Origin of the sequence: Alteromonas sp. KUL150, assembly GCF_009811475.1 — a bacterium.
Lineage (GTDB): Bacteria > Pseudomonadota > Gammaproteobacteria > Enterobacterales > Alteromonadaceae > Alteromonas > Alteromonas gracilis.
The window spans coordinates 20,917-45,176 of sequence record NZ_BLIJ01000066.1; the positions used below are offsets into that span (position 1 = coordinate 20,917).

Genomic DNA, 24,260 nt, shown 5'->3' on the forward strand with positions numbered 1-24,260 from the left:
TTCTATAACATTCCATCGACTTCTTATTGAAGTTAATGTGTGATTGATTCCTACAACATCCCTTCAACAGTTGTGCCATGGTAGAAATTTCAAACTGTTGTTCAAAGCAAAGAAATTTTTTCAAAGATGACTCTTTTTTAGTACGTTTATTAAACACTTACCTATTTTAAGAGGCGTCACACAAAATAGAGCGAGCAAAATTTTCCTACTCTCGTGAAATAGATTCTCAAACCATGAGTAATCTTTTAAATATTCCATTTAGTTATTTGCAAGAGGTGCAGTAGTTAAAAGTGAGGGCGCTTTAAGGTATTGAATTTTATAGATAATTCATTTGATTGGTTTTTCTAATCGTGTAAATCCATTTTATCGACTGTAAAAAGTTGGCAACACTGTCTATCTTCTATCAGGCTAACAAGTAAATAAGATGTTAATGGTAATCGGCGTTCTACGCATCGATACCAATAGCAAAATTTAATCGAGACGGGAAAAACCATGACTATCAATAGGTTTAAAAGAACCACACTGTCAGCATTAGTTGCACTTTCACTTAGCGCGACATGTGCAGTTGCTAATGATCAAATCAGCAAGCCTGCCGGTGCAAAAGGCACAGGCATGGCAAAAGCTTTCCAAGCTAAAACCAATCAATTTTGGTGGCCAGATCAACTAGATTTAGCGCCACTTAGAGATCATGACAACCGTTCTAATCCTTTGGGTAACGACTTTAGTTATGCTAAGGCATTTTCCAAGCTTGACCTTGACCAAGTTAAAAGTGATATCAATGAATTGCTAACGACATCGCAAGATTGGTGGCCAGCAGATTTCGGTAACTATGGTCCTTTCTTTATTCGTCTCTCTTGGCACAGTGCAGGGACGTACCGCACGCTGGACGGCCGTGGAGGCGGTGATGGTGGTCAAATGCGTTTTGATCCACTTAATAGTTGGCCAGATAACGGAAACCTAGATAAAGCGCGACGTCTGTTGTGGCCGATTAAGCAAAAGTACGGTGAGAGCCTTTCATGGGGCGACTTAATGATTCTTGCAGGTACCGTAGGTATGGAAAACATGGGCTTTGATACCTATGGCTTCGCGGGCGGTCGTACCGACGACTGGGAGCCTGATATGGTGTATTGGGGTCCAGAGGTTGAAATGCTAGCGAGCGACCGTGAAGAGCGCGATGGCAAGCTTCAACGCCCACTTGGCGCTACGCATATGGGCCTTATTTATGTAAACCCAGAGGGACCAAAAGGTGTGCCTGATCCGATGGGCTCAGCAAAAAATATTCGTACAGCCTTTGGCCGTATGGCAATGAACGATGAAGAGACGGTAGCGCTAATTGCTGGTGGTCACACTTTTGGTAAAATGCATGGCGCACACAAACCTGCGGATTGCTTAGAAGCAGAGCCAGGTGGTGCTGGTCTTGAAGAGCAGGGTTTAGGATGGAAAAATAATTGCGGTAAAGGTAATGCAGAAGACACAGTAACCAGTGGTCTTGAAGGGGCTTGGACACAACTACCTACTAAATGGACAAGCTTGTACCTGCAGAACTTGCTAGGTTTTGAGTGGAAGCAAACCCGCAGTCCAGCTGGTGCTATTCAGTGGATCCCTACCGATGAGTCACTTCATACGTCAGTACCAGATGCACACGTTGAAGGTAAGAAAAACCCACCGGTCATGACGACGGCTGACCTTGCGCTTAAATACGATCCTGAATATCGCAAAATTGCTGAACGCTTTTTGGCTGATCCAAAAGAGTATCAAACAGCGTTCGCAAAAGCGTGGTTTAAGCTTACACACCGTGACATGGGACCTAAGTCTCGCTATCTAGGTAACGATATCCCAGAAGAAAACTTCATCTGGCAAGATCCGGTACCAAAGGCCGACTATAAAACCATTTCTGATAAAGACGTTAAGAAGTTAAAAGCGGATATTGTGGAGAGCGGTCTAACCGTTCAGCAGTTAGTAAAAACTGCATGGGCTGCGGCTTCTAGTTTCCGCGCTTCTGACTTGCGTGGTGGTGCAAATGGCGCACGAATAGCGTTAGAGCCTCAAATGAGTTGGGAAGCAAACGAGCCTGAAACAGTTAAAGCAGTAGTAGCGAAACTTAAGGAACTACAGGAAGAGTACAACTCTCGTATGTTCTCTAAGAAAAAGGTATCGCTAGCTGACTTGATAGTCATTGGTGGCGCTGCGGCTATCGAAAAAGCGGCTAAAGATGCTGGTGTTGATATCACGGTTCCGGTCGTTCCAGGGCGTACAGATGCGACACAAGAGCAAACAGACGTTAACTCTTTTGCGCTTCTTGAGCCGACGGCTGATGCATTTAGAAATTATTATAACGCCGAAGCAAGCTACCGCTCGCCAACAGATATGCTGGTAGATAAAGCTGATCAGCTAAATCTGACAGTGCCTGAAATGACCGTGCTATTAGGTGGTCTACGTTCATTGGGCGCAAATGTAGGCGGCTCTACACACGGTGTATTTACCGACAATGTGGGCACGCTCAACAATGATTTCTTCGTGACGCTGCTTGATATGGGCGTTAAATGGAGAAAAACTGACGATCCATCTGTTTACGAAGGGTTTAACAGAAAAACTGGCGAAGTAATGTATACAGGAACGCCAGTAGACTTGGTATTTGGTTCAAACAGTGAGTTACGCGCTGTCGCTGAAGTGTACGCTTACGACAATGCAAAAACTCGTTTTGTTGAAGACTTTGTCGATGCGTGGACAAAGGTTATGACGCTGGACCGTTTTGACTTACGTCACGACTTAAATGCAAAGTTGGAAAAATAAGCGAGAACTCGCGATTCGTTAAAGAACCACAAATAATAAGGGCGCTTCGGCGCCCTTTTTTGTTAAAAGTTGATATTTTATAAGTGCTTATCTATGCGGGCTGGAGTTATCCAAAGGGTGGAATGAAATCGACTAGTAGCAGGATAAACTAATGATTTGTAGATTAAGTATGTGTTATCTCGCTTTGAATCCGATAGTTTGCTTCGCAAACTTGGCTCGATTTCGATACACTAAATGTTATTTTAGCTTCTACGAACACCACCGAAATGGCAAGCATCCAACGTTCTTTAGTTAATTTAGAAATGCTAAGTGACGATATTACTTCGCTCTCTTTTGAGGCACTCAATACAGCGGCTCACATTCGTCTTTTAAACGAAGTATTGAAAGAACTGAAAGATCTGAATGCGTTAGTGCCTAATGAGACAGAATCAAGTTTTCATAACGCAATGACAGGCTCAATTTTTGAGAATATTTTCGAGCGAAAACGGATGGTGGCAGTTTATATTAAGCTCATAGGGTACGTATTGACCGCTTGGGAGGCGACCAGTAAAGCCAATGCAATTCTTTTGGATAACTTCGACGCTAGTGCAGATAAGCGACTTGAGCTGCTTCAGGTGAAAGCAATAAAGGCTAAATCTCAGCTTAAAACAGTCGCAACTGCGATGGGGCAAAGCGATTACGAAAAGTTTACCCGTACACTTGGGCTTGAAACGCAAGAGTGGCAATGGGATACCCTTCGCGCACGGTTTTAGCCCAAGCGCGAAGGTGAAGTAAGGCTGCTTAGGGGGTTGTGTTTCTAATTCCAATGCCTTGTTCGTTGATCACGCGAACTTCGCGCTGAGGGAATGGAATTTCAATATCATGTTCGCGTAACGTTTCAAAAACAGTGAGTAAAAGATCTCCGCCGACACGATTTTTTCCGTCGTCTATTCCTTCCATCCAAAACTCTACAAACATGTTTACCCCTGAATCGCCAAAGCTATCAATCTCGCAGTCAGGCAATTCTTCAAAAGGAATATCGTCACCGCTTATTACTTGTGGATGCTCTGAGACCGCTTCCTTGATAATTTCTACCATAGCGCGGATGTCGGTCTTATAGGCAACAGAAAAATCGATGCGATAGCGCTGCTTTTGATTCTTATGAGTCCAATTAATGAGTAGAGAGCTGATGAATTTTTCGTTAGGTACGAGTACATCTTTGCCATCATAAGTTTCTAGCACGGCATAGCGCATTTTAAACTCTCTAACGATGCCTTTTTGGCCATCTTCAAGCTCAACATAGTCACCTACGGTGAGGGACTTATCGAGTAAGATAATAATACCTGAGATAAAGTTTGAAGCGATAGACTGAAGTCCTAAACCAAGACCTACGCCCAAAGCGCCGCCGAAAACAGCAAGTGCAGTTAAATTGATGCCCATAACATTAAGCAACAGTAAAAAAACTACACAGAAAAGCGCTACCTCGAAGAGCTTTGCAAAAACTTCCTTCGTTGATACATCGAGAGACTTGTGGTTTCTAATAATATCTTGGCCAATTGCATTTGAGCTGCGACCCAACCAAAACAATAGGCCGCCAAACAGCAACACTCGAGTCACGCCATAAGCTGAAATTTGGACATTGCCAACAGAGATAGCCATAGACTCTAAAGCTGACGTAATAAGCGGAAGTACACCTACTAGGTGTAAGAACAAAATGGGTAAACCGACCCAACGCATGCAAGCTGCGATCATTTTGTTTTCGACAAAACCTGTTATTAGCGAATTAACAAACAGCATTAGCGCAACAACAACGGCGATTTCCAACAACCAAGCATCGAACTGAAATTGTGCGCCGAGCACAGTGGTCAGCTTTAACATGCTTATCGTAATAAGCGGAAAAAGCGCTTCACCGAGATTGTATAAAAAACCGTGCATTGTATGTGCACCTTTCTCTGGCTTCTCCCGCGTGAACCTAAAGGGCTTTTTCACTTGTCTGGCGATTAAGAAGGCAACACAATAAATGACGGCGATGGTAACTAGCTGTATCAAAAAGCTATCAGACGTAACTGATGTTTTTATTAGCGCCATTTTTTCTTCAAATTGCTGGGTTAAGCTTTCAACATTCATACTTTTTTTCACTTGTTCACCTCATCATTCAATTTAGATGTGGTTAGTGCGTGGATTAATTGCGCGTTTTTTAACTGTTATATCAAATCTGGTAAAGCTTTTTTTATCGTTGTTTCAGTAAATCATCGCTTCTGATATCTCAACTATGCCCCAAAAAAGGCTATTAGTCTTTATATCTACTACCTCTGCATGTCTATGACTTAGCAAATAGATGATGCAAAACTTGTGACACGGCACATCTGGTTTGTGATCATTTATCTGGGCCTTTTAAGTTAACTTGCAATAAATAACACGTTTGCTGGTGGAGCCTCTGAGTTCTGAAGCCGCAGTGGGTTGCAGGTAAACAATGAAATCTGATTGCAGAAGCGCGCTCGAAAATATCGTGTTCAATGACGGCGCAATAAGAAACGCTTAAAGAAGCCGGCAAATATGACGGTTTTTCTGACTAAAGTAGGTATTGGTGATTTTGCGGACGCAAACTATCATATAGAAGATGTGAACTGTTATCCCGTTGAGGTTGAGCTTTCACCAATTCGCAACCTAAAAGTTGATGCAATGACCAATTTTAAATTACTGATAGCCTTAATGGCCGCAGCGGCTATGGTTTTTTCCTCCCAAGCCGCTGGGGAGACAGACAAGCTTGAGCTTTCGGGCTTCGCAAGAGTAGTTGGTGGCTTTGTCGATACAGATAAAGCAACGTATGAAGGCTACGATGATAACGTTAGCTTTTCTGAAAAATCTCTGATTGCTGTTCAAGCGGATTATAACTTTTCTTCGACGCTATCTGCTTCCGCCCAGCTTTTGCTTCACACCGATGAAGACCGTGAGTCGGGCGTAGAATGGTTATATCTTACTTATACCCCTACTGAAGAAATTCAATTTAACGTGGGCCGTTTGCGTACGCCATTTCTTAAATATTCTGACGTTATCGATGTCGGCTTTGCCTATCCTTGGGTAAATGCCCCGCAACAGCTTTACAGCAGCTATATGTTTTCTCAGTACGAAGGTGCAAATGCACGCTACAGAGCAAACCTTGGTGATTTTATTGTCGATTTTGAGGCTTATTATGGCCGGTATGAAGACAGCCTTGTTTCAAGTGGTATTGACATTGAGGTTGAGCTAGACCAGCTTTTCGGCGGAGTAATTGAAGTGAATTACGGCGGCCTTCAGCTAAGAACCGCTACTATTAATGGCCCCAAAGTTGAGACGACAATCGACGAAATTGCGCCTTTTTTGCAAGGTTTAAGGGCTGCCGGGTTTGAGGAACTTGCGGAAAAGTTCGAAATTAACGACAGCGCCAGAGCGTTTTTGCTTGGGGCAAGTTACGACACGTTAAATTGGTATATGAGCGGCGAATGGATGAAGGTATCGTCCGATATCGACGTGCTGGCAAACCTGGAGAGCTTTTATATCTCTTACGGTTATTACTACGACAGTGTGCTTTTTCATCTAACTTATGCTTCTTCAAATCAGTCGCTGAATACTATTGAAAACACAATTCCCCCAGGCATTTCTCCAGAACTTGATGAACTTCGTTTTGGTGTTGATATACTTAACAGCTTCTTCCCAACAGATGACCTAGACACGTGGACACTTGGTGCTAGGTGGGACGTGAAGACAAACGTTGCGCTGAAAGCTGAGGTTTCACTTTTAGATGGAAAGCAAGGCAAAACGTCTTTCTTTGATATCCAAGACGAGACTTTTGATAGAAACGCGATGCTTTACCAATTAGCGTTAGAGTGGGTATTTTGATGCTGAAGTACACGCTAATATTGTTGTCTTTGCTAAGTTTTTCTCCTGCGTATGGGCAAGATAATATTTGGGTAGTGGCCAATGTTTCTGATAGTAACATAGCGCTTTCAAAAGCCGAGGTTAGGACGTTGTTTATGAACAACAGTACCTCGAGTTCGTCGGTGCTTACGCCAGTATCTATGATGCCCGGTCACAGGGCGCGGTCTATTTTCAACGCAAAAGTCATTGCGCTGCCTGAGTCAAGAATTCAGTCCTATTGGGCGCAAATGCGTTTCAGTGGTCGAATGACAGCGCCAAAAGAAATGGATTCACTGCAGGCCATGTTGCAATATTTAGATGAAAATGAAGGCGCTGTAGGCTATGTGCCAGCAGGAACGGAACTACCTTCTCATTTAACCGTGGTCTACGCGAGCCTATAATTAATGCAGATATGAGGCCTTCGTTAGGCCTCGTACTCTCTAAACACAGTTTATCGCGTCAAACTGCTAGCTATGATGTTTTTAAGTGGAGCGGGCCTACTGTACAAAAAGCCTTGAAGAGCATGACAGCCGTTCTGCTTTAAAAAACGTGCTTGTTCATGGGTTTCCACACCTTCAGCACAGACTGAAAAGTTTAAGCTTTTTGCCATTTCAATTATTGTCTTAGTGATTAATTCTGATTGTTGTGAACTTCCAATATCATTTACAAAGCTGCGGTCGATTTTCAACGTATCAATATCAAATTTTGTTAAGTAGCCTAACGAAGAATAACCCGTTCCGAAATCATCTAACGCCAACCGACAGCCGTGCTTTTTGATAGCGGTAAAAAAGCTATTAGCGACGTTGAAATTGTTCATGTATGCGGTTTCAGTGATTTCAAATTCAAGGTTTTTTGATGGTAGCCTGTCAGTATCCATTTCGCTTATTATAAATTGAGTGAGCTTGTTGCTATTTAAATCCATCGGGCTAAGGTTTATTGAAATGACAATATGTTGACCGAATGACTCAATTAACTGAGGGGCTTCGATACCAACACGTTTTATAACCCACATGCTGATCAGCGACACCTTTTCCGTTTGTTCTGCTACGGGAATAAATTCCGCTGGCGATACTTCTCCTAATTCATCATCATGCCAGCGAAGCAAGGCTTCAAAGCCGATTACGTTTTCGTCCATATCAACTTTTGCTTGATAACTAAGGTAAAAGGCGTCGCCTTCTAGCGCTTGCGAGAGCCTCGTTGATATAAGAACCTTACGCTGAGTATTAGCAAGCATCGCTTCGCTAAACCATGTATACCTAGCCTTACCATCGTCTTTTGCTTTATACATGGCTACATCGGCATTAGTGACAAGGTTGGACAACTCGTATCCACATTCACTTGCAAGAGCAAGCCCCACACTCGCGCTAGAATCAAAACGAAATGAGCTAAAAATATGTGTGCGATCCACTGCGTTTACAAGCTTATTGGCAATATCCTCTAGTGCCTGTTTACTTGGCAAATTGGGTACTATCACAATAAATTCATCTCCACCTAGACGCCCTAAAGTATGGTCTTTACTTAGAATGTTCGTCATAGCCGCACTAATATGGATCAAAAATTTATCGCCGATATCGTGCCCAAAAGAGTCGTTAATTGATTTAAAACCGTCAATATCAACAAAAAGCAAACCAAGTTCGCTATGATTCATGCGAGATTTGGCAAGCTCTCTTGTGAGAAGGTGCATTAAAAACTGTCTGTTGGGCAAACCAGTTAATGCATCAAAATTAGCAAGCTTTTCCATTTGCGATTGCTGTTTTTGTAATAACGAATTTTTTTCCGCATTTGCTTCAGATTGCGCTTTAATATTGGACATCATGTTATTAAAGGCGCGAGACAGAGAAAGGGTCTCCTCTCTATCGATTTCCTCTACTTTTACGTCGTAGTTTTTGTCGTCAACTACGCTATCCATCGTTTTTATTAGCGTATTAAGAGGCTGAAATACCTTTCGTTGTGCTCTTACTGAAATTAGAAGTGCAAGTACTATAAGAAAGGCGACTGATGGTGTTACAAGCGTAATATATCGCTTGCGACTATCTCTTAATGCGTCTTGAAGGTTAAAGACTAAAATGAACTTACCAAGTGGAAATGTTGACTCACCGATGGTTTTTACCACCACAACTTTATTTTTGATTTGATGAAGGCCAAGTGCAAGTGAAGCAATTGATTTGTCGACATGTGAAAAAGAAGAAAGGTTTTCAGACAAAACGCCGTTAAAGACTTTGCCATCCCGTTCTTCTTTAGAAGGGCCTAGTGGGGTTTTCTCTTCATTTATTCCAGCAGGGCCAATATACATATTTAACACGTTTCCATCGTTATCCAATATGTAGGCGGTTTCTGCATAGTCATATTCACCGAGTCTGAGTAATACTTCGGTTTGGTAAAAGCTACCGGCTGGGTCGTCAATAAAATCTATCAAATCAACCGCGATATTCTCACCTATCGCGTTCACTTCTGCTGAAACAAACTCAACATAGAGTTTTTCATAAACATAAATGGATAAACCAATGATAAGCGAACTTATCACTGCGATTGAGGTAACGGTATTAAACGAGATTTGTGAACGTAGACTTTTCAAGGCAACACTCTAATTATTTTTAACAGTGAAATGAGTGAACATAGAGAGTGGAAACACCTAGTAAAATTGCGATAGCTTCAACGCTATTTGAGTATAGACGTTTTATCTTTTTTTGAATTGAATTACATCAGCAATTAGTAGTAGGCAAACCTAAATACGTAAGGTTTTATATATCGAATTTAAATAACGCCCTAAAGAACATTATGAATAGCTGGATTGACAATCACTAAACAAAATTCGTAAGGCAGCATTCAGTCAAGATATGAGTGCGAGCCTTGTTGGACAAAAAATGCGCTGGTGACCGCGTTCGATTAATGGTAAACTCCGCCCGCACTTTGTAAGAGTAAATACATCCGTTCTTTTCTTGATTTCAAACACCAATAAGCCAAGTCGGCAATGGCGTATCTCTTTAGGTTTTCCCAGTAATCTATAACCCCCATGGTTAGCAATTAAGCACTAGCGCTTATACCTTTGCGGTATGCACCTTTTTTAAAATACCTATGACAGGAGTTTATTAATGTCATTTACCCATTTAGGGCTCGCTGAACCTTTATTGAAAGCTATCGAAAAACGTGGGTTTAGCACACCATCACCTATTCAAGAGAAAGCCATTCCTGAAATATTACAAGGCAGAGATGTGTTGGCCGCTGCACAAACGGGAACCGGAAAAACGGCGGGCTTTGGTCTTCCTATCTTACAAAGGCTAATGTCGGGACAGCCGGTATCGGGCAACAATATTAGAGCGCTTATTTTGACGCCTACCCGCGAGTTGGCCGCCCAGGTCGAAGAAAGTATTCAGGCATTTAGCGAATTTTTACCGCTTAAAACGGCCGTCGTTTTCGGCGGCGTCGGTATCAATCCTCAAATGATGAAGCTTCGTAAAGGGGTCGACGTATTAATTGCAACACCTGGCAGGCTACTCGATCTTTACCAGCAAAACGCAGTGAAATTTTCTGAGCTAGAGGTTTTGGTTCTTGACGAAGCCGACAGAATGCTAGACATGGGCTTTATTCACGATATTAAAAGAGTGCTTAAACTATTACCTAAAGATCGTCAAAGTTTACTTTTCTCTGCAACCTTCTCAGAAGAGATAACGGCACTAGCGAGAACAATTACTCGTGATCCGGTAAGCATTTCTACTGCACCTGCAAATACGACAGTGGATGCAGTAGAACAGCATTTGGTTACTATCGATAAGTCTAAAAAAACCACCGCACTTATTTGCTTAATAAAACAGCAGAAGTGGGAGCAAGTATTGGTGTTTAGTCGCACTAAGCATGGCGCAAACCGAATCGCCGAAAAGCTCACTCGTTCAAAAATTCCAAGCGCTGCAATTCACGGAAACAAGAGCCAAGGCGCCAGAACGAAAGCGCTCGCTGACTTCAAAAGTGGTGAAATTAAGGTTTTGGTTGCTACTGATATTGCCGCCCGTGGTATAGACATCAGTGAGTTACCGATAGTGGTAAACTTAGACTTACCGAATACAGCCGCTGACTATGTGCATAGAATTGGACGTACAGGACGTGCAGGAGCAAGCGGTCAGGCGTGGTCGTTTGTGAGTGTCGATGAACTGCAGAACCTTAAAGATATTGAAACGCTGATTCAAAAGCTGCTTCCTAGAGAAACCTTAGAAGGTTTTGAGCCTCAGCAAGCCGTTCCACCAACCACGTTGTCTAAACCAAAGAAGCCTAAGAAACCAAAGGCTGCTAAGACGTTGATGGACGATGAGAATAGCCAAGGTGAAAAAAAAGCTCGAAGCAGAAGAAGTGGGCAAAACCAAAACAACAAGGCAGGAAACAGTGGTAATCGCTCGGGTAATTCGAGCGGTAGGTCGAGTGCGGGTGGTAAACCTGCGAGACGCAGAAGCGCTGGAGCTGAAGGTAGTGGCGCGCATCGCTCGGCAAATCGTCGAAATAATTATTCTTCAAGCCAGAGCAGTGCTTCAAGCACTAACTAGCCAACAGCTCGTTTATCTATTTGAAGAGCAGTAAAAATCAGTTCTGCTCCCAAGAAAAAGGGTTATAGTGTCTAAGCGCCGGTTTCGTGTTGACGCCATTATCACCCTTTTCACCCAACGTTAGCTCTGCGCGTTTAACCAAGGTTCTTTGAAGCTCTGTTCGATAGGTTTTAGCCTCTTTCCAAAGTGCATTTAAACCTTCTGGTGTATTTCCATTGAGATCCTCAACAAGCAATGGACCTAACTTATCGTAGGCACGTTGAAGCCTTGCCGCTTGCTCTTTGTTGTAAGAGACTTCCTCATTTGTTGGTTTCCAACTAATTAACTGCGCCTTTTGCATTTCTGTCATTGCTGGATAGCGAGAGAAGTAAGCAAGGTAATCGTCTAAATGAATGCTATCAGCATTCCCCCATATATCCATAGATGTTCTGTTCAATAACGCGCCTGAACTAGGTTCAACAACCATGACCGTTGGCGTAGCGTAATAGTTGGGATAGGCAAATCGCTCTGTAATTTTTCTTCTGTCTTCAAGGGTTCCAACGTCAACAAATACGGTTTCATAGTGAGCCCGTAAAATAAGATCCATTTCCGGAGTTGAAAAACGCTCTGCGAGGCCAGTGCTGTCATGACACCATTGTGCACCGAGCACAACGAGCAACAGTTTTCCTTGTACTACGGCCCTTTCCTGAGCACGCACAACGTCTTGAAAAGGGTTAGGGGAGGGAGTGTAAGCGTAAGGGCTAGGTTCTTGGGTACTCACACAACCCCCAAGTAACGCAATTAAGGCGATAGTCCACATCATTAATAATCGAGGCTTAACAAAGCGAACAAGGCGGGTGTAAGACGAAGCGTTAATCTGAAAAATATACATACGGTTGTCAAAAAGTCTGTGAAATCAATGACAATGTAGCACAAGTAACCAAGAAAAAATCGGTTATTAAGCGTGACAAATTACCGCTCTATCCAAGACCCGTTCAAAGAGCGATGGGAATTAGCTTCATGTGGTGGTACTGCTCAATTCAATCCAACTCATTGTCTTGGGATGGATAGGCAGATATTGGTCCCTGAAGATGAACTGCTTTCGATATTAATGCTACCGTTAATTAGCTTGGCTCGCTCCTTTATTGATAATAAGCCGAGGGAAGGAGCATTGTCCGGGCGGTCGGTTGGGAAGGCAAAGTGTGAAGAAGATGCGGCTGTTATGTGAGCGGGAATACCTTTCCCGTTATCGCTCACGCAAAACGTTGTGTTCGCTTCTGTATAGCTAATATTAATACCAAGACGTGATGCATTAGCGTATTTAACACTGTTCGATACCGCTTCTTGTATAATTCTGTAAATATGAATTTTTTGTTCTGCGGTAAAAGTAAAAGGTGAGCCTTTCACTTCAAATGTATAGTCAATATTTGATCTTTTTAGCGTGGACACAATAGCAGAGCCTTGAATGACCGCCTCAATAGGAAGTGTGTCGATGCCCGAGGGACGCAGGCTTCCCAAACTTTTTTTCATAGCTTGGTACAATGCATCTATCTTGTTGAACAGTGTCTCTTTGTCGGCAAGCGCTTTATTGAGTGTTAGCTGTAATTTAAGGTCGACAATGCGATGACCAAAATCGTCATGGAGATCTCGAGATAGTCGTTTTCTCTCATCTTCTTGTAGGCTTACTAATTTCGACGAAAGGGTTTGGGCGCTATTCACAGCCCTTTCCAGTGCCTCATTTTTATGACTCAGTACCCTGTTCATTTCTAAAGATTGACTAATTGATGCGCCTAGAATCAAGCAGCTAACGCATAGAGCAATAATATAAAACTGATGCTCCAGTGGAGGAAGATTGCTTTGGCTCGCTACTACAAAAGCCGTTAGGCCTATCAATAGACAAGACAGTGCGCTGCCAAGTACAGCATAGCGATAGGATAAAAATAGTGCGGGGAACACCGCGAGGTATTTAACCTGATAGCTAATATTGGTACCACTGCTATACGCATAAACACTTAACAGCAGAAAGAGAAGCCATGTACCGACAATGGCGAACAGCATGTTTCTCTCCCTGTATTTGGTCTCTTTTGATAGCAATGCAAATAATATAGGGCAGAGCACAATGATACCGACAAAATCGCCCAACAAAAAATCAAACAGAATGGGTAAAAAAACTGAAATGTCGGTTTGGAGTTCGAGTGCCCTTCTACCGAGAAAGGTGGCACCGAGTAGTGCACTAACTAGTATGCCAAAAGCCAGTGTGGCAAGAGTGCTATTCACACTATCGATATATGGCGCTCTTATCTTCCGTCTAAATAGGTAAACGCTTATACATAGTAACGCGGGTGAAATGACTAAATGAACTAAATACCATCCAAAGCTGCCGCTTAAAAATGCGGTATTGTCGAGAATTCCGCCAGGGTGAAACAAAGCTAAGTGGGTGAGTTTTTCTGCCAAAACCAGCATAGGCCAGCTTTGTAAAGGAAACATTAAAAAAGCAGCTAACCGAACGCCAGCTGGCAAATACCAGCTAACCGTACCGGAAATAATTTCAAACTGCGTACTGAAAAGCCAGACACTATGAAATAGAGTGGTATACGCCAATCCGATAGCTAAAAATTTAACGCTGATAAAGTCCTTTAATTTCATTAGTTTTCTTTGATAAGCACATCATCATTAATCACATCAGAGACGTCAAGATAGCCTGTTTCAAGTGCAATTCTTAGCAGGCCAAACTGAGAAGTTACGTTGAGTTTTTTATAGATATTGGTTCTATGAACCATCACAGTTTTAGTCGCAGTATCAATATGATAGGCAATTTGTTTAGGTTGAAAGCCCTTCGCGAGAAGTAAGAAAACTTCTTTTTCTCGTTCCGTAAGAATTGAGGTTAAACACTTGTCGCCGAATGCTAACTTTTTACTTAAATCAGAACTTAGGTAGTTTTCGTCTTTCTCTAGTGATTCCAATGCATCGATTAACTCTTTGGTTGCCGCATTCTTTGTAACGTACCCGTCAGCGCCAAGTTCAAGTGCTTTACTGATATAGCCTACGTGTTCATACATACTCAACATCAGGCATTTTACATAGGGAGCCTGCTGTTTAATTTTTACCAGAGTATCAAAGCCGCTTCCATTTACTAAGGATATATCCAAGATGGCAACGTCAATTTCTTCAAACGTAGCGTAAGAAGGTAGCTCTTCTAAAGAGCTAACTGCATAAGATACATGCCACCCGTACTCTTGCTCAATGAGTGTTTTAATTCCGTCTCTAACAATTTCATGGTCGTCAATGATAAGCAGGTGCATAACAATATGGTGTTGTACTGAATACCTTGAGTGTACGTCGAATTTGGCTTACTGGGAATAAGCTAATGGATTAGAGGGGGCTTTGGATAACGGCCATAAAAAAGCCGGCCTATCCTTGGCCGGCAATTGCTTAACTTTTAAGATTAACTCTGTACAGAGTTAAACTCTGATAAAACGTTAATTTTATAGGATCTGCTACAGGTTAACTGATACAGGCGCTGAGCAAGCTGATGTCTCATCACATACCATATAGGTATATTCACCAGGTTGAACACCACGGCTTCTGTCGCGGTAACGTCCAGTGTTGCTCACTTCTTCAAGCAGTTCACCGTTGCGATAAATCATAACAGTATCGGCCATTGAGCCGCTGTACGAAAGATCAACGCGAAGCGAACCGAAGCGAGAAAGCATGGCGCGGTCAATTTCTGCAACAATATTGCTATCTGAAACGGATACTGTTTCTGTTGAAACGCCAGTCTGGCCTTCCGAGTCCGTTACGGTAAGGGTCACATCATAAGCTCCAGTGCTTGCGTAAACATGGGTTGGGTTTACTTCCGTTGATGTCGAACCATCGCCAAAGTCCCAGCTATAGCTGACAATGTCGTCATTCACATCGTTACTATTGTTGGTGAAGCTAACTGATAAACCAGAAGCGTCATAGGTAAACGCAGAGTTAGGCGGTGTTGGGCCTACTTCGCCAATACCTGTGACTACGATACTCCAAGTGTTCACAGTACCGTTATCACCGTTAAAGGTGTCAAGTACGTTCAAAGTCCAATCGCCAGTTGCTACTTCACCGTTAAAGGCATCTGTATTATAGCTTTCAACAATATCATCTGTGCTGCCGCCTTGATTCTGGCGCAGAACGGTAGTGGTACCCTGAGGAGAGGTGAGTGATAACACAAGGTCACCGCTGTAGGTATGCGTGATGTCTACCGACGCTTGCATGCCAAAGACCGTCAAATCATCTGGCACGTTGATTACAAGATCTACACCTACGTCATCTGGATCTTCTTCGTTAGGCAGTGTTGGAACTGCATCGCCGATATATGCGTATGGGAAATCGTTCAAGCCCTGCGGGTAGACATAAAGGTTTGCCGACTTGGATTTTTCAATCTCACCACTTACCCCATTAACGGTAAAGCTATAAGCACCCCATGGCGTTTCTTCAGATGTCTCTACCGTCAATGCAACCGTATCTCCGGGCATTGCCGAGCTTGCACTTAAAGAAGCTAAATCACTTGGCTCAGCAAGTGACAACTGAACTTCCTCTTCATAGCCAGCAATTGAGCCAACTTCAATAGTGAAGGTATAGGTCTCACCAGCTTCAATTTCAGCTGAACCTGGTGAAATACCTAGCTTGAAGCCAGGTGTTGGGTCGGCCTCTTCAAGTGCATTTAACACATTTAATCGATTGCCAGATACTGTGCGGCCGTCAGCCCAAAGACTGGTTTCACCAGTAGACATCAACAGCTCTTTCATTTCAGATGGCGTAAGCTCAGGGTTTAGCGACCATACTAGTGCTGCAGCTCCTGCAACATGCGGTGTTGCCATTGATGTACCAGAATACGCCGCATAGCTGTTGCCCGGTATTGTAGATAAAATTGCGGTGCCTGGCGCGGCAATATCCACCGTTTCTATACCGTAAGAGTAGCCGCTGTCTCCGTCAGTTCGTGTATGACTGGCTACGGCCATAACGCTATTAGTGGTGGTAACGTAGTTAGATGGATAGTTGTCTACATTGTCGTTATTAGAGCCAGAGTTCCCCGCTGCTGCAACAAACAAGATACCTGCTTGGCCTGCAACTTCGATAGCCGTTTCTAAGGCTTCACTGTAGCCGCCGCCACCCCAACTATTATTGGTTGCTTTAATATTAATGCCGCGGTTTTCTTTAAGATCGGTAAAGTAGTCAATACATTCGATAGCGCCTGCAGTTGAACCTGTACCGTCCGCACCCAAGAATTTACACGCAGCGATAGATACATCGTGATTTACACCAACTACACCAATACCGTTGCCACCTACAGCGCCAATCGTGCCCGCTACGTGGGTACCGTGAGAGTCGTCGTCCATTGGATCGGTATCGCCATTCGCGGTATCAATACCGTAAACGTCATCGATATAACCGTTGCCATCATCATCAACACCGTTACCGGCAATTTCGCCTGGGTTAACCCATGCGTTATCTGCAAGGTCTTCATGATTGTAATCAACACCGGTATCGATGACACCGATCACTACATCACTATCACCGGTTGTGATATCCCAAGCTTCTGGCGCATCAATGTCGACGTCAGCAACACCGCCAGCTTGGCCAGTATTGTTCAAGCCCCATAGGTCACCGTAAGATGGGTCGTTTACTACCAATGCTTTACGATATAAAAAGTTTGGCTCTGCAATCTTGATTGACGGATTCTTTTTCAAAATCTCAATGGCATCTTTGACAGACTTACCGCGAAGTTGAAGTTTGGCTATGCGACCATCTAAAAGATTGGCAAAACGGTCATCCACTTCATCGCGGTTTGCATCGCTTATGCGTGCGCCCACTGACGAACGTGCACGCATTTTTTCTGTTTTACTTACGTTTTCTTTGTACACAACGATAACGCTGTCGTCGAAAATTTCGGCTTTTGCTGCGTGTGCGTGGCTAGATGCCATTAGCGGTAATAGGGCTAATGACAATGCTGAAAGGCCTGTTTTAAAAGGCTTTGTTTTCATAATTAGATTCCATAATTAGCAATTGTGCTTCAATCACGAAATCTTCTCATTCGGTCTGATATAACTAACGGTTAAAACTTATAACGTAAATTTCAAAACCTGCCACTCCAAAAATGCAAATAGCTCTAAAAATACTACTTAACCACTAGAGAAAAACGGTTAATGCTTGTCAAACTAGTACTTAATTATTAGGCCCTGCTTACTTGTCAACGGCTTCTTATGTCGACGTTCGTGTAATTTGAATACTTAAGATATTTATTCTGTTGAGACGTGGTCTTACCATCTCCCACTTTGATGTTTATTTTCTGAGAAAACTAGTACTAAGGTATTACCCTAAAACGTTGGATTGCGAGCTAAAGCGGTGATGCCGATATTTAATCTGTAATAAATACAACTTAAAGGTGATGGATTCTCGAAGCTTAAAGGCGTTTTATAGAGAGGTCACCTTTGTTGTTATTCAAGGAAGCCGTCGTTCTCATGGACAAGAAGTTAAAGGTTAAAAAGCACCAACTTGTTAGAAACCTAAAAGCTATAAAAACGGCTAGGTTGTTAGCTAAAACGGTATGCACTCTTCTAACCGTAAATACTCCTGTCTTTGCGCAACAGTCCGACTTATCAACAAGCTCCGACATGGTGGAATCTTCTCTTTCAATGAGTCTGAATGCCCAAGCGATTACGATAGACGATGAAACGGTCTTCATTGCTGTCAGTCAGTTTGGGCTTAACAACATAACTAACATTATCCAAAGCGGCAACGGCGCCAATCTATCTAATGTTGTTCAAAACGGCAGCAATAACGAAGCAATCATCACGCAATTAGGTGAAGGCAACGTTATAAATTTGCTGCAGCAAAACAACAACAATTATTTCGAAATTATCCAAGATGGGTTCGACAATGTTGCTAATGTCAATCAATTAGGTGAACAGTCTTTTACTGTTTATCAGATAGGGAACGAAATGGTGATTAACATCACACAATATCAAGAATGATGTGATTGCCATAGGGAGACAAATGTGAAAATGAAAAGAACAAAAATAGCGAGTGCATTACTTTTAGTCGCAGCGACAGGATGGGCATCCGCTCAAGAAATTCCAGCGAGTAAATCAGTAGATTTCAACGCTTCTGCAGATTTTGTTGCTGCAGCAGAGGGGAATGAAATTACGCTAACCCAAACGGCACCAGAGGGAAATGAAGTAGGCAATGAATCTGTTTTAAGTCAAGAAGGTGATTTGAACGCAATAGTCGTAGAGGTAACGGGTGATGCTAACGAAGTACTAGCATCACAAATGCAGTCGGGCAATACGTTCTTCGCAAGTGTTACGGGCGACGGCAACTTTTTAGAGTCTGAACAAGACAGCATAAACAGCGTTGCAGACGTTGTTGTTGAGGGTGACGATAATATGGTTTCGCTTGTTCAGCTAGGTGACGGCGGTCCGATCGGGTTTATCTTCAATCGTTCGATAAACAGTGTTTCGGGCAGCGGCAATACGCTGTCAGTGTATCAAGGCGACGGTGGAAACTGGGCTAACAATGCTATTTCTGGAAACGATAACTCGATTTTTGTTGATCAAAGCGGCGAATGGCATGAGTCGTATGTTCGCGAACTAAGTGGCGATGCTAATGTTTTAGATATTATACAGGACGGCTACTACAACGTTTCTGATTTAACGGTTATCGGGTCTGACAATGAAGTTGAAATTGACCAAGATGGCGATAATAACGCGATCGGTTGGACGATGACTGGCGATGGCAACGTGCTTGAATTTGAACAAGACGGTGACGGCAATGAAGTCGCCACAGGTGTGTTCGAAGGCTCGGGTAACGAAGTGAATATAGACCAAATTGGAGACGTTAACTTAGCTACGGTTGAAACAATTGGCGGACAGGCGAACACGTTTGAAATCAACCAAGTTGGCGAAGGAAACACCGCTTATGCTGGCGTTATTGGCATATTCAACGAGTTCGATTTAACTCAGGTGGGGGATGCCAACGAAATCAGTGCTGTAAACTTTGATGGCCTGTTCAACACAATTGAAATTGAGCAAGACGGTGACGCGAACTTAGCATTAGCCCAAGCCGGTATTGGAGAGGCAACTTATTTTGCAGATGCAAACGTGATCGAAATGTCTCAAGAAGGTAATGAAAATATAGCCTCAGTAGAATTAGCACGTGACATTGCATCAAGTGGTAATGAAATCATGGTTGCTCAAACAGGCGACCTTAACTTGCTAGATTTGCTTGTTAATGGCAACGATAACGTCATCAGCGTTATGCAAGAAGGCGTTGGAAACTGGGTAACAGACGAAACCGGTGGCCAGTTTGTAATTTCAGGTGACATGAACACTTTTGAAGTCACGCAAATGGGTAACGACAACTTAGTTACAGGCAGTATAACCGGCAATGGCGGCACAGTGAGTGTTACGCAAGTTGGTGACTACAACGTAGCTACTGTTGTTCAGATGTAAACATATAGATGTAAAAGTGAATAGCCGGGCGTTTGCCCGGCTGTATTCCGCACAATGAAGTATTCATATTGTTTCTTTCTTACCGCACTGCTTTTCAGTGTGTTTATTTCTCCGATTCACGCAGAAGAAATTCGGTTAGGGGGGCTATTGCTAGATAACAGTATAAGCCGCCAAGGCCATGAATTTGCCTCGCGAATTAGTCAGTACTGGCGGGAGGTTCCCGACAGTTCGGGTAAAAACCTGGTAGTTAAAGAAATCATAGTGCCTCAAGCAGGTACGCTACTTTCTGTAATTTATGACAATAAAGTGGTTTACCAAACATACATGGGACGTAGGCAAGTTCCGATTGATGAGAAAGTACAGCAAGCTATCATGTTGGTTTTAGATGCGGTGGCAAATGCGAGTATAGACAGTAGAAGCCCAGATTTAGCAGGGGACGAATGGTAATGTCAAAAAGGACAACAATTACTTTGTTAGCAGCGACCGCGCTGTTAACGTCGGTCACAACACTAGCCACTGAATTAGTTTATGAACCAATAAACCCGTCTTTTGGTGGCAACCCGCTCAATGGCTCGTTTTTATTAAGTAAGGCAAACTCACAGAATGCGCATAGTGCACCACTTAGTGAGCGTTCTTACGATGAGCGACTGCAAGAGTCATTAGAAAGGGCCTATATCAACCGAATTGTTCGTGAAATTACAGATATTGCTTTTGGTGAACAGGAGTATGACGAAGACGGGAATCCAATAGACAGTATTTTTAACCAAGACAGTATATTTGTAAGTGGAGACTTTCAGGTAGAGCTTATCACGAGCAACCCTGACAGCATCATCGTTAACATTACAAACCTTTTGACAGGGGAAGTCACTGTCGTAGAAATTCCACGGTTTGGGTAGGGAAACACATGAGAAGTACCGTTTTTATTTTCCTCGCATTAGCCCTTACGGGTTGTCAGTCCATTACTAATACTCTGCCGCCTGACACTACAGCTGCCGATGTTATTAGAGACAGCGCCACGCTGTCAGAAGTGAAAAGTTTACCGGCGCCTATGGGGCAAATTCCGGTATCGGTGTACGCGTTCAGAGATCAAACTGGACAATACAAGCCGAGTTCAGGTGCCAGTTCGTTTTCTACTGCGGTCACCCAAGGTGCCACATCTATTCTTGTTCAAACCCTAAGCGAAACATCGTGGTTTTTGCCTGTAGAACGTGAAGGTCTTCAGAACATTCTTACCGAACGCAAAATAATTCGAGCTGACGAAAGTAGCGGTGGGGATTTGCCACCATTGACCACCGCTAGAATTATTATTGAAGGCGGCATTATTAGCTACGATACAAACATTCGTACCGGGGGAGCTGGTGTAGAGTATTTTGGTATCGGTGCTAGTGAACTGTTTAGAGAAGATCAAATTTCTATTTATATGCGTGCTGTTGATGTTAGAACAGGGCAAGTACTAGTGTCGGTTTCAACCTCTAAAAAGGTGTTAAGCCAAGAAGTTAGAGCTGGGCTATTTAGATATGTGTCACTAAAGCGTCTGCTTGAAGCAGAAACAGGGTACACGACAAATGAACCTATGTTTGAGTGTGTAAAGCAAAGTATAGAAAAAGCGGTCACTGAATTAGTGCTACAAGGAATGGAAAAAGGAGTATGGCGCGCTAAAGCATAGGCGCCATAATCTTGCCGATCACTCTAGTGATTTACTTGCTGGGGCTGGCTACACTGATAATCAAACCACTTGATTAACTCGACACGATTTCGACATTCTGTTTTTCTAAATATACTATATACGTGTGTTTTCACGGTATTAACGCTTATATGAAAGCAGTCTGCAATTTCTTGATTCTGTGCGCCGTCAGCAATTTTGCGTGTGATTGCCAGTTCTCTTTTTGTTAATACAGTCGTCGATGACTGTAGCGCGGCAATGGTTTTTGTCTTAGATACGAGATTAGCATCGATGTAACGACTCATAACCTCACGGCTAAACCACTTATTACCTGCCTGTACTTGCTGTACTCCGCGAACCAACAATTCAAGATTATCTTCAATGTGGAAAATACCGTTTATACCATGCTGAATAGCGGCATAGTGAAAATCGAGGTCAGATTCAGATACGTTGAAAATTACCTTATTTAGATCTGGATAATTATTGATAACGGGGAGGCTTAGCATAGCCTTTTGGTCGCAATATCTTGCGTCAACAAAAAACGTGCAAGTGTCATTTAATATACTTTTGGGCGGTGCGACTACTCCGCTGGTTACCTGAAATCCGCATGAGGGTAAAATACTGAGAAATCGTTCGTAAGCCTCATCCTTTATTTTACTTTCACCAAAATTATTTCTTGTAAGTACGAATGCTTGATGTGACATGAAAACTCCTTTTCGCGTTATTCAACCTTACGAACTATGTGGAGGCTTTACAATACTGCTCTGGTCTTATGTGAAGTAACAAAGCGTAACAAAATGTAACGACAAGGTGTTTTTGGTGAAATTAATCTGAAAACAATGGTTTAGTTTGTTTTTTTGAAAGGGACCTACCTTGTTTTCATGAGCAAAAGCGACGTTATCTAAGTTGGTAAAAACAGTCGCTAAATGAAAACGTTAACCTAAATAAGAGCTAAAGTAGTGCTTTGGAGACAAGGCTAAAGAGACAAATAAAAAACGATATAAAGGCAATTCAAAACAATAATTACCGAATTAAATATAAGTAAATTTTATCTAGAAAAAACGTTTGCCCCCTTTGTTAAAAATGGCGTTAGTGTATAGTTCATCACCAAGTCAATTCTTCCACCCTTTAACACAGAGAGAGCCATGACCGTAAACGTTGACACACAGTCTTTGATTACATCTATGCGAGATGTAGTGGGGCAAGCCTATTTGTTAACTGATAAAGCTAAAAAGCAGCCTTATACCAAAGGGTTTCGATTTGGCGCTGGTGAAGCACTTGCAGTAGTGCGTCCCGGAACATTGGTTGAAATTTGGCGAGTGCTCAAATTATGTGTTGAGGCTGATGTTGCGGTAATTATGCAAGCTGCAAACACTGGTCTTACAGGTGGTTCTACACCAGATGGTAAAGATTACGATAGACCATTAGTTATTATCAGCACTATGCGGATTGATGATATCCAACTCGTAGACAGTGGTAAGCAGATAGTTGGTCTAGCGGGTAGCACCCTTTTCGGGTTGGAAGAAACCTTGGCGCCGTACGGAAGGGAGCCTCATTCAGTAATTGGTTCATCGTGTATTGGCGCCTCGATTGTTGGCGGAATTTGTAATAACTCAGGTGGCGCTTTGGTTAAGCGAGGCCCTGCTTATACCGAGCTGGCGCTCTTTGCGCAAATCGATGCGAACGGCAATTTGTCGCTGGTAAATAACTTAGGCATAAATTTAGGCAGCGAACCTGAAGAAATCCTAAGTAACCTTGAAAATAAACATTATAAAGATACCGATGTAATGCACCCTGATGCCCGGGCGTCTGATAATGAGTATGACGAGCGAGTACGGGACGTAGATTCTGATACTCCGTCCCGTTTTAACAATGACGGAAGAAGACTACACGATGCCTCTGGGTGTGCCGGTAAACTTGCTGTGTTTGCAGTAAGGCTAGACACGTTCCCTATTCCTGAAAAGAAACAAGTATTCTATGTTGGCTCTAACGATGCCGCCGTATTCACAAAAGTACGTCGCGACATTCTTTCAACATTTAAGAACTTGCCAGACTCTGGTGAATATCTTCACCGCGATTGCTACGACGTATCAAAGAAGTACGGTAAAGATATGTTTATCGTCATTAGCAAACTTGGCGCAAAGTTCATTCCTAGGCTTTTTGCGTTTAAGCGCAAGTTCGATGCATTTACCGATAAGTTAGGCTTTTTACCCAACAAAATGTCGGACCGCGTTATGCAGTACATGAGCTATGTATTCCCTAACCACTTGCCAAAGCGCATGGAAGAGTACAGAGATAAGTACCAGCACCACTGGATTTTGGAAATGAGTAACGATGGGGTGGACGAAGCCAAAGCCTACCTCGATGAGTTCTTCAAAACTAACGAAGGTGGATATTTTGAGTGTACAGAGGAAGAGGCAGACAAAGCCATATTACACCGATTTGTTGCTGGTGGTGCAATAGGTCGCTACCACGTAATGCACAGTAAAGAAGTGGGAGCCATGATGACGATTGACGTTGCGCTGCGCCGCAACGATCCAGATTGGTTTGAGGTGCTTCCCAAAGAAATTGACGATCAAATCGATACTAAACTATACTACGGTCACCTTTTTTGCCACGTCATGCACCAGAACTACGTGCTGAAAAAATGCGCTGATGCCAAGCAACTGAAAGGTAAAATATTAGAAACCTTTGATGCAAGAAGCGCTGAGTATCCTGCAGAACATAATGTTGGACATGAATATTTTGCCAAAGACGCACTTAAAAATTTCTATCGTGAATTAGACCCAACTAACAGTTTCAATCCGGGCATAGGTAAAACTACTAAGCTCAAAAATTGGGCAGAGCATGGCGGAGGTTGCTGCAACGGTCACTAGGTAAGCTTTTCAAAAACTACCTCATTTACGTGTCGAAATTGAAGGCCATAAAATT

The 24,260-nt window shown here is 42.9% G+C and carries 18 protein-coding genes; 11 read left to right on the top strand and 7 right to left on the bottom strand.

Features of this window, described 5'->3' with window-relative positions; genetic code table 11:
• Positions 1–492: 492 nt before the first annotated feature.
• Together katG and GVO62_RS15625 are read left to right on the top strand one after the other, a co-directional pair.
• Positions 493–2,793 carry a catalase/peroxidase HPI gene (gene katG / locus GVO62_RS15620; RefSeq protein ID WP_159120023.1) on the top strand — a complete coding sequence of 767 codons (2,301 nt, stop codon included), beginning with the start codon at positions 493–495 and terminating at the stop codon, positions 2,791–2,793.
• 266 nt (positions 2,794–3,059) lie between these two features.
• Positions 3,060–3,545 (top strand): hypothetical protein, encoded by a 486-nt coding sequence (locus GVO62_RS15625; RefSeq protein ID WP_120962135.1) that lies wholly within the window; start codon positions 3,060–3,062, stop codon positions 3,543–3,545.
• A gap of 28 nt (positions 3,546–3,573) precedes the next feature.
• On the opposite strand, the gene GVO62_RS15630 is transcribed toward GVO62_RS15625, so the two are convergent.
• Complete coding sequence (locus GVO62_RS15630) at positions 3,574–4,899, bottom strand: mechanosensitive ion channel family protein (protein ID WP_159120078.1); 1,326 nt, start codon at positions 4,897–4,899, stop codon at positions 3,574–3,576.
• Positions 4,900–5,328: 429 nt separating this feature from the next.
• Here GVO62_RS15630 and GVO62_RS15635 point away from each other — a divergent pair, with 429 nt between their 5' ends.
• Entirely contained in the window at positions 5,329–6,651 is a 1,323-nt protein-coding gene (locus GVO62_RS15635; RefSeq protein WP_236547195.1) for a hypothetical protein, read from the top strand.
• 134 nt (positions 6,652–6,785) lie between these two features.
• On the top strand, positions 6,786–7,070 hold the full coding sequence (locus tag GVO62_RS15640; protein ID WP_236547196.1) for a hypothetical protein: 285 nt from the start codon (positions 6,786–6,788) through the stop codon (positions 7,068–7,070).
• A gap of 50 nt (positions 7,071–7,120) precedes the next feature.
• Here GVO62_RS15640 and GVO62_RS15645 read toward each other — a convergent pair whose 3' ends face one another.
• Complete coding sequence (locus tag GVO62_RS15645; protein WP_159120025.1) at positions 7,121–9,244, bottom strand: EAL domain-containing protein; 2,124 nt, start codon at positions 9,242–9,244, stop codon at positions 7,121–7,123.
• A 517-nt stretch (positions 9,245–9,761) separates the two neighbouring features.
• On the opposite strand from GVO62_RS15645, the gene GVO62_RS15650 reads away from it, so the two are divergent.
• On the top strand, positions 9,762–11,201 hold the full coding sequence (locus tag GVO62_RS15650; RefSeq protein ID WP_159120026.1) for a DEAD/DEAH box helicase: 1,440 nt from the start codon (positions 9,762–9,764) through the stop codon (positions 11,199–11,201).
• A 37-nt stretch (positions 11,202–11,238) separates the two neighbouring features.
• On the opposite strand, the gene GVO62_RS15655 is transcribed toward GVO62_RS15650, so the two are convergent.
• From GVO62_RS15655 to GVO62_RS15670, 4 genes are all read right to left on the bottom strand, one after another.
• On the bottom strand, positions 11,239–11,961 hold the full coding sequence (locus GVO62_RS15655; protein ID WP_236547197.1) for a thioredoxin family protein: 723 nt from the start codon (positions 11,959–11,961) through the stop codon (positions 11,239–11,241).
• Positions 11,962–12,230: 269 nt separating this feature from the next.
• Positions 12,231–13,826 carry an ATP-binding protein gene (locus GVO62_RS15660; RefSeq protein WP_159120027.1) on the bottom strand — a complete coding sequence of 532 codons (1,596 nt, stop codon included), beginning with the start codon at positions 13,824–13,826 and terminating at the stop codon, positions 12,231–12,233.
• Positions 13,826–14,482 (bottom strand): response regulator, encoded by a 657-nt coding sequence (locus GVO62_RS15665; protein ID WP_159120028.1) that lies wholly within the window; start codon positions 14,480–14,482, stop codon positions 13,826–13,828. Before GVO62_RS15665 ends, GVO62_RS15660 begins: the two co-directional genes overlap by 1 nt.
• Positions 14,483–14,677: 195 nt before the next feature.
• Positions 14,678–17,200: a S8 family serine peptidase gene (locus GVO62_RS15670; protein WP_159120029.1), complete on the bottom strand. Its 2,523-nt coding sequence runs from the start codon at positions 17,198–17,200 to the stop codon at positions 14,678–14,680.
• Positions 17,201–17,677: 477 nt separating this feature from the next.
• Between GVO62_RS15670 and GVO62_RS15675 the strand changes: the two genes are divergently transcribed.
• Genes GVO62_RS15675 through GVO62_RS15695 form a run of 5 tightly spaced genes read left to right on the top strand, consistent with a single transcriptional unit; the run spans position 17,678 to position 21,332 of the window.
• A complete protein-coding gene (locus GVO62_RS15675; RefSeq protein WP_159120030.1) occupies positions 17,678–18,190 on the top strand; it encodes a curlin subunit CsgB in 513 nt (170 codons plus the stop codon).
• A 30-nt stretch (positions 18,191–18,220) separates the two neighbouring features.
• Positions 18,221–19,666, top strand: a complete 1,446-nt coding sequence (locus GVO62_RS15680) for a curlin (RefSeq protein WP_159120031.1) — start codon at positions 18,221–18,223, stop codon at positions 19,664–19,666.
• A 54-nt stretch (positions 19,667–19,720) separates the two neighbouring features.
• On the top strand, positions 19,721–20,113 hold the full coding sequence (locus tag GVO62_RS15685) for a CsgE family curli-type amyloid fiber assembly protein (RefSeq protein WP_159120032.1): 393 nt from the start codon (positions 19,721–19,723) through the stop codon (positions 20,111–20,113).
• Positions 20,107–20,562: a curli assembly protein CsgF gene (locus tag GVO62_RS15690; RefSeq protein WP_173359191.1), complete on the top strand. Its 456-nt coding sequence runs from the start codon at positions 20,107–20,109 to the stop codon at positions 20,560–20,562. Before GVO62_RS15685 ends, GVO62_RS15690 begins: the two co-directional genes overlap by 7 nt.
• 8 nt (positions 20,563–20,570) lie before the next feature.
• The gene (locus GVO62_RS15695; protein ID WP_159120033.1) at positions 20,571–21,332 is read left to right on the top strand and encodes a CsgG/HfaB family protein; all 762 of its coding nucleotides are present in this window, start codon (positions 20,571–20,573) and stop codon (positions 21,330–21,332) included.
• A gap of 23 nt (positions 21,333–21,355) precedes the next feature.
• Here the strand turns inward: GVO62_RS15695 and GVO62_RS15700 are convergent, their stop codons facing one another.
• Positions 21,356–22,033: a helix-turn-helix transcriptional regulator gene (locus tag GVO62_RS15700; RefSeq protein WP_159120034.1), complete on the bottom strand. Its 678-nt coding sequence runs from the start codon at positions 22,031–22,033 to the stop codon at positions 21,356–21,358.
• 441 nt (positions 22,034–22,474) lie between these two features.
• Between GVO62_RS15700 and dld the strand changes: the two genes are divergently transcribed.
• On the top strand, positions 22,475–24,205 hold the full coding sequence (gene dld / locus GVO62_RS15705) for a D-lactate dehydrogenase (RefSeq protein ID WP_159120035.1): 1,731 nt from the start codon (positions 22,475–22,477) through the stop codon (positions 24,203–24,205).
• Positions 24,206–24,260 lie beyond the last annotated feature (55 nt).

What these genes read in the sequence shown, in the direction of transcription:
- katG (WP_159120023.1), top strand. Translation starts at nt 493, where the DNA reads ATGACTATCAATAGGTTTAAAAGAACCACACTGTCAGCATTAGTTGCA.
- GVO62_RS15625 (WP_120962135.1), top strand. Translation starts at nt 3,060, where the DNA reads ATGGCAAGCATCCAACGTTCTTTAGTTAATTTAGAAATGCTAAGTGAC.
- GVO62_RS15630 (WP_159120078.1), bottom strand. Translation starts at nt 4,899, where the DNA reads ATGAATGTTGAAAGCTTAACCCAGCAATTTGAAGAAAAAATGGCGCTA.
- GVO62_RS15635 (WP_236547195.1), top strand. Translation starts at nt 5,329, where the DNA reads ATGACGGTTTTTCTGACTAAAGTAGGTATTGGTGATTTTGCGGACGCA.
- GVO62_RS15640 (WP_236547196.1), top strand. Translation starts at nt 6,786, where the DNA reads ATGAACAACAGTACCTCGAGTTCGTCGGTGCTTACGCCAGTATCTATG.
- GVO62_RS15650 (WP_159120026.1), top strand. Translation starts at nt 9,762, where the DNA reads ATGTCATTTACCCATTTAGGGCTCGCTGAACCTTTATTGAAAGCTATC.
- GVO62_RS15660 (WP_159120027.1), bottom strand. Translation starts at nt 13,826, where the DNA reads ATGAAATTAAAGGACTTTATCAGCGTTAAATTTTTAGCTATCGGATTG.
- GVO62_RS15665 (WP_159120028.1), bottom strand. Translation starts at nt 14,482, where the DNA reads ATGCACCTGCTTATCATTGACGACCATGAAATTGTTAGAGACGGAATT.
- GVO62_RS15670 (WP_159120029.1), bottom strand. Translation starts at nt 17,200, where the DNA reads ATGAAAACAAAGCCTTTTAAAACAGGCCTTTCAGCATTGTCATTAGCC.
- GVO62_RS15675 (WP_159120030.1), top strand. Translation starts at nt 17,678, where the DNA reads ATGGACAAGAAGTTAAAGGTTAAAAAGCACCAACTTGTTAGAAACCTA.
- GVO62_RS15680 (WP_159120031.1), top strand. Translation starts at nt 18,221, where the DNA reads ATGAAAAGAACAAAAATAGCGAGTGCATTACTTTTAGTCGCAGCGACA.
- GVO62_RS15685 (WP_159120032.1), top strand. Translation starts at nt 19,721, where the DNA reads ATGAAGTATTCATATTGTTTCTTTCTTACCGCACTGCTTTTCAGTGTG.
- GVO62_RS15690 (WP_173359191.1), top strand. Translation starts at nt 20,107, where the DNA reads ATGGTAATGTCAAAAAGGACAACAATTACTTTGTTAGCAGCGACCGCG.
- GVO62_RS15695 (WP_159120033.1), top strand. Translation starts at nt 20,571, where the DNA reads ATGAGAAGTACCGTTTTTATTTTCCTCGCATTAGCCCTTACGGGTTGT.
- GVO62_RS15700 (WP_159120034.1), bottom strand. Translation starts at nt 22,033, where the DNA reads ATGTCACATCAAGCATTCGTACTTACAAGAAATAATTTTGGTGAAAGT.
- dld (WP_159120035.1), top strand. Translation starts at nt 22,475, where the DNA reads ATGACCGTAAACGTTGACACACAGTCTTTGATTACATCTATGCGAGAT.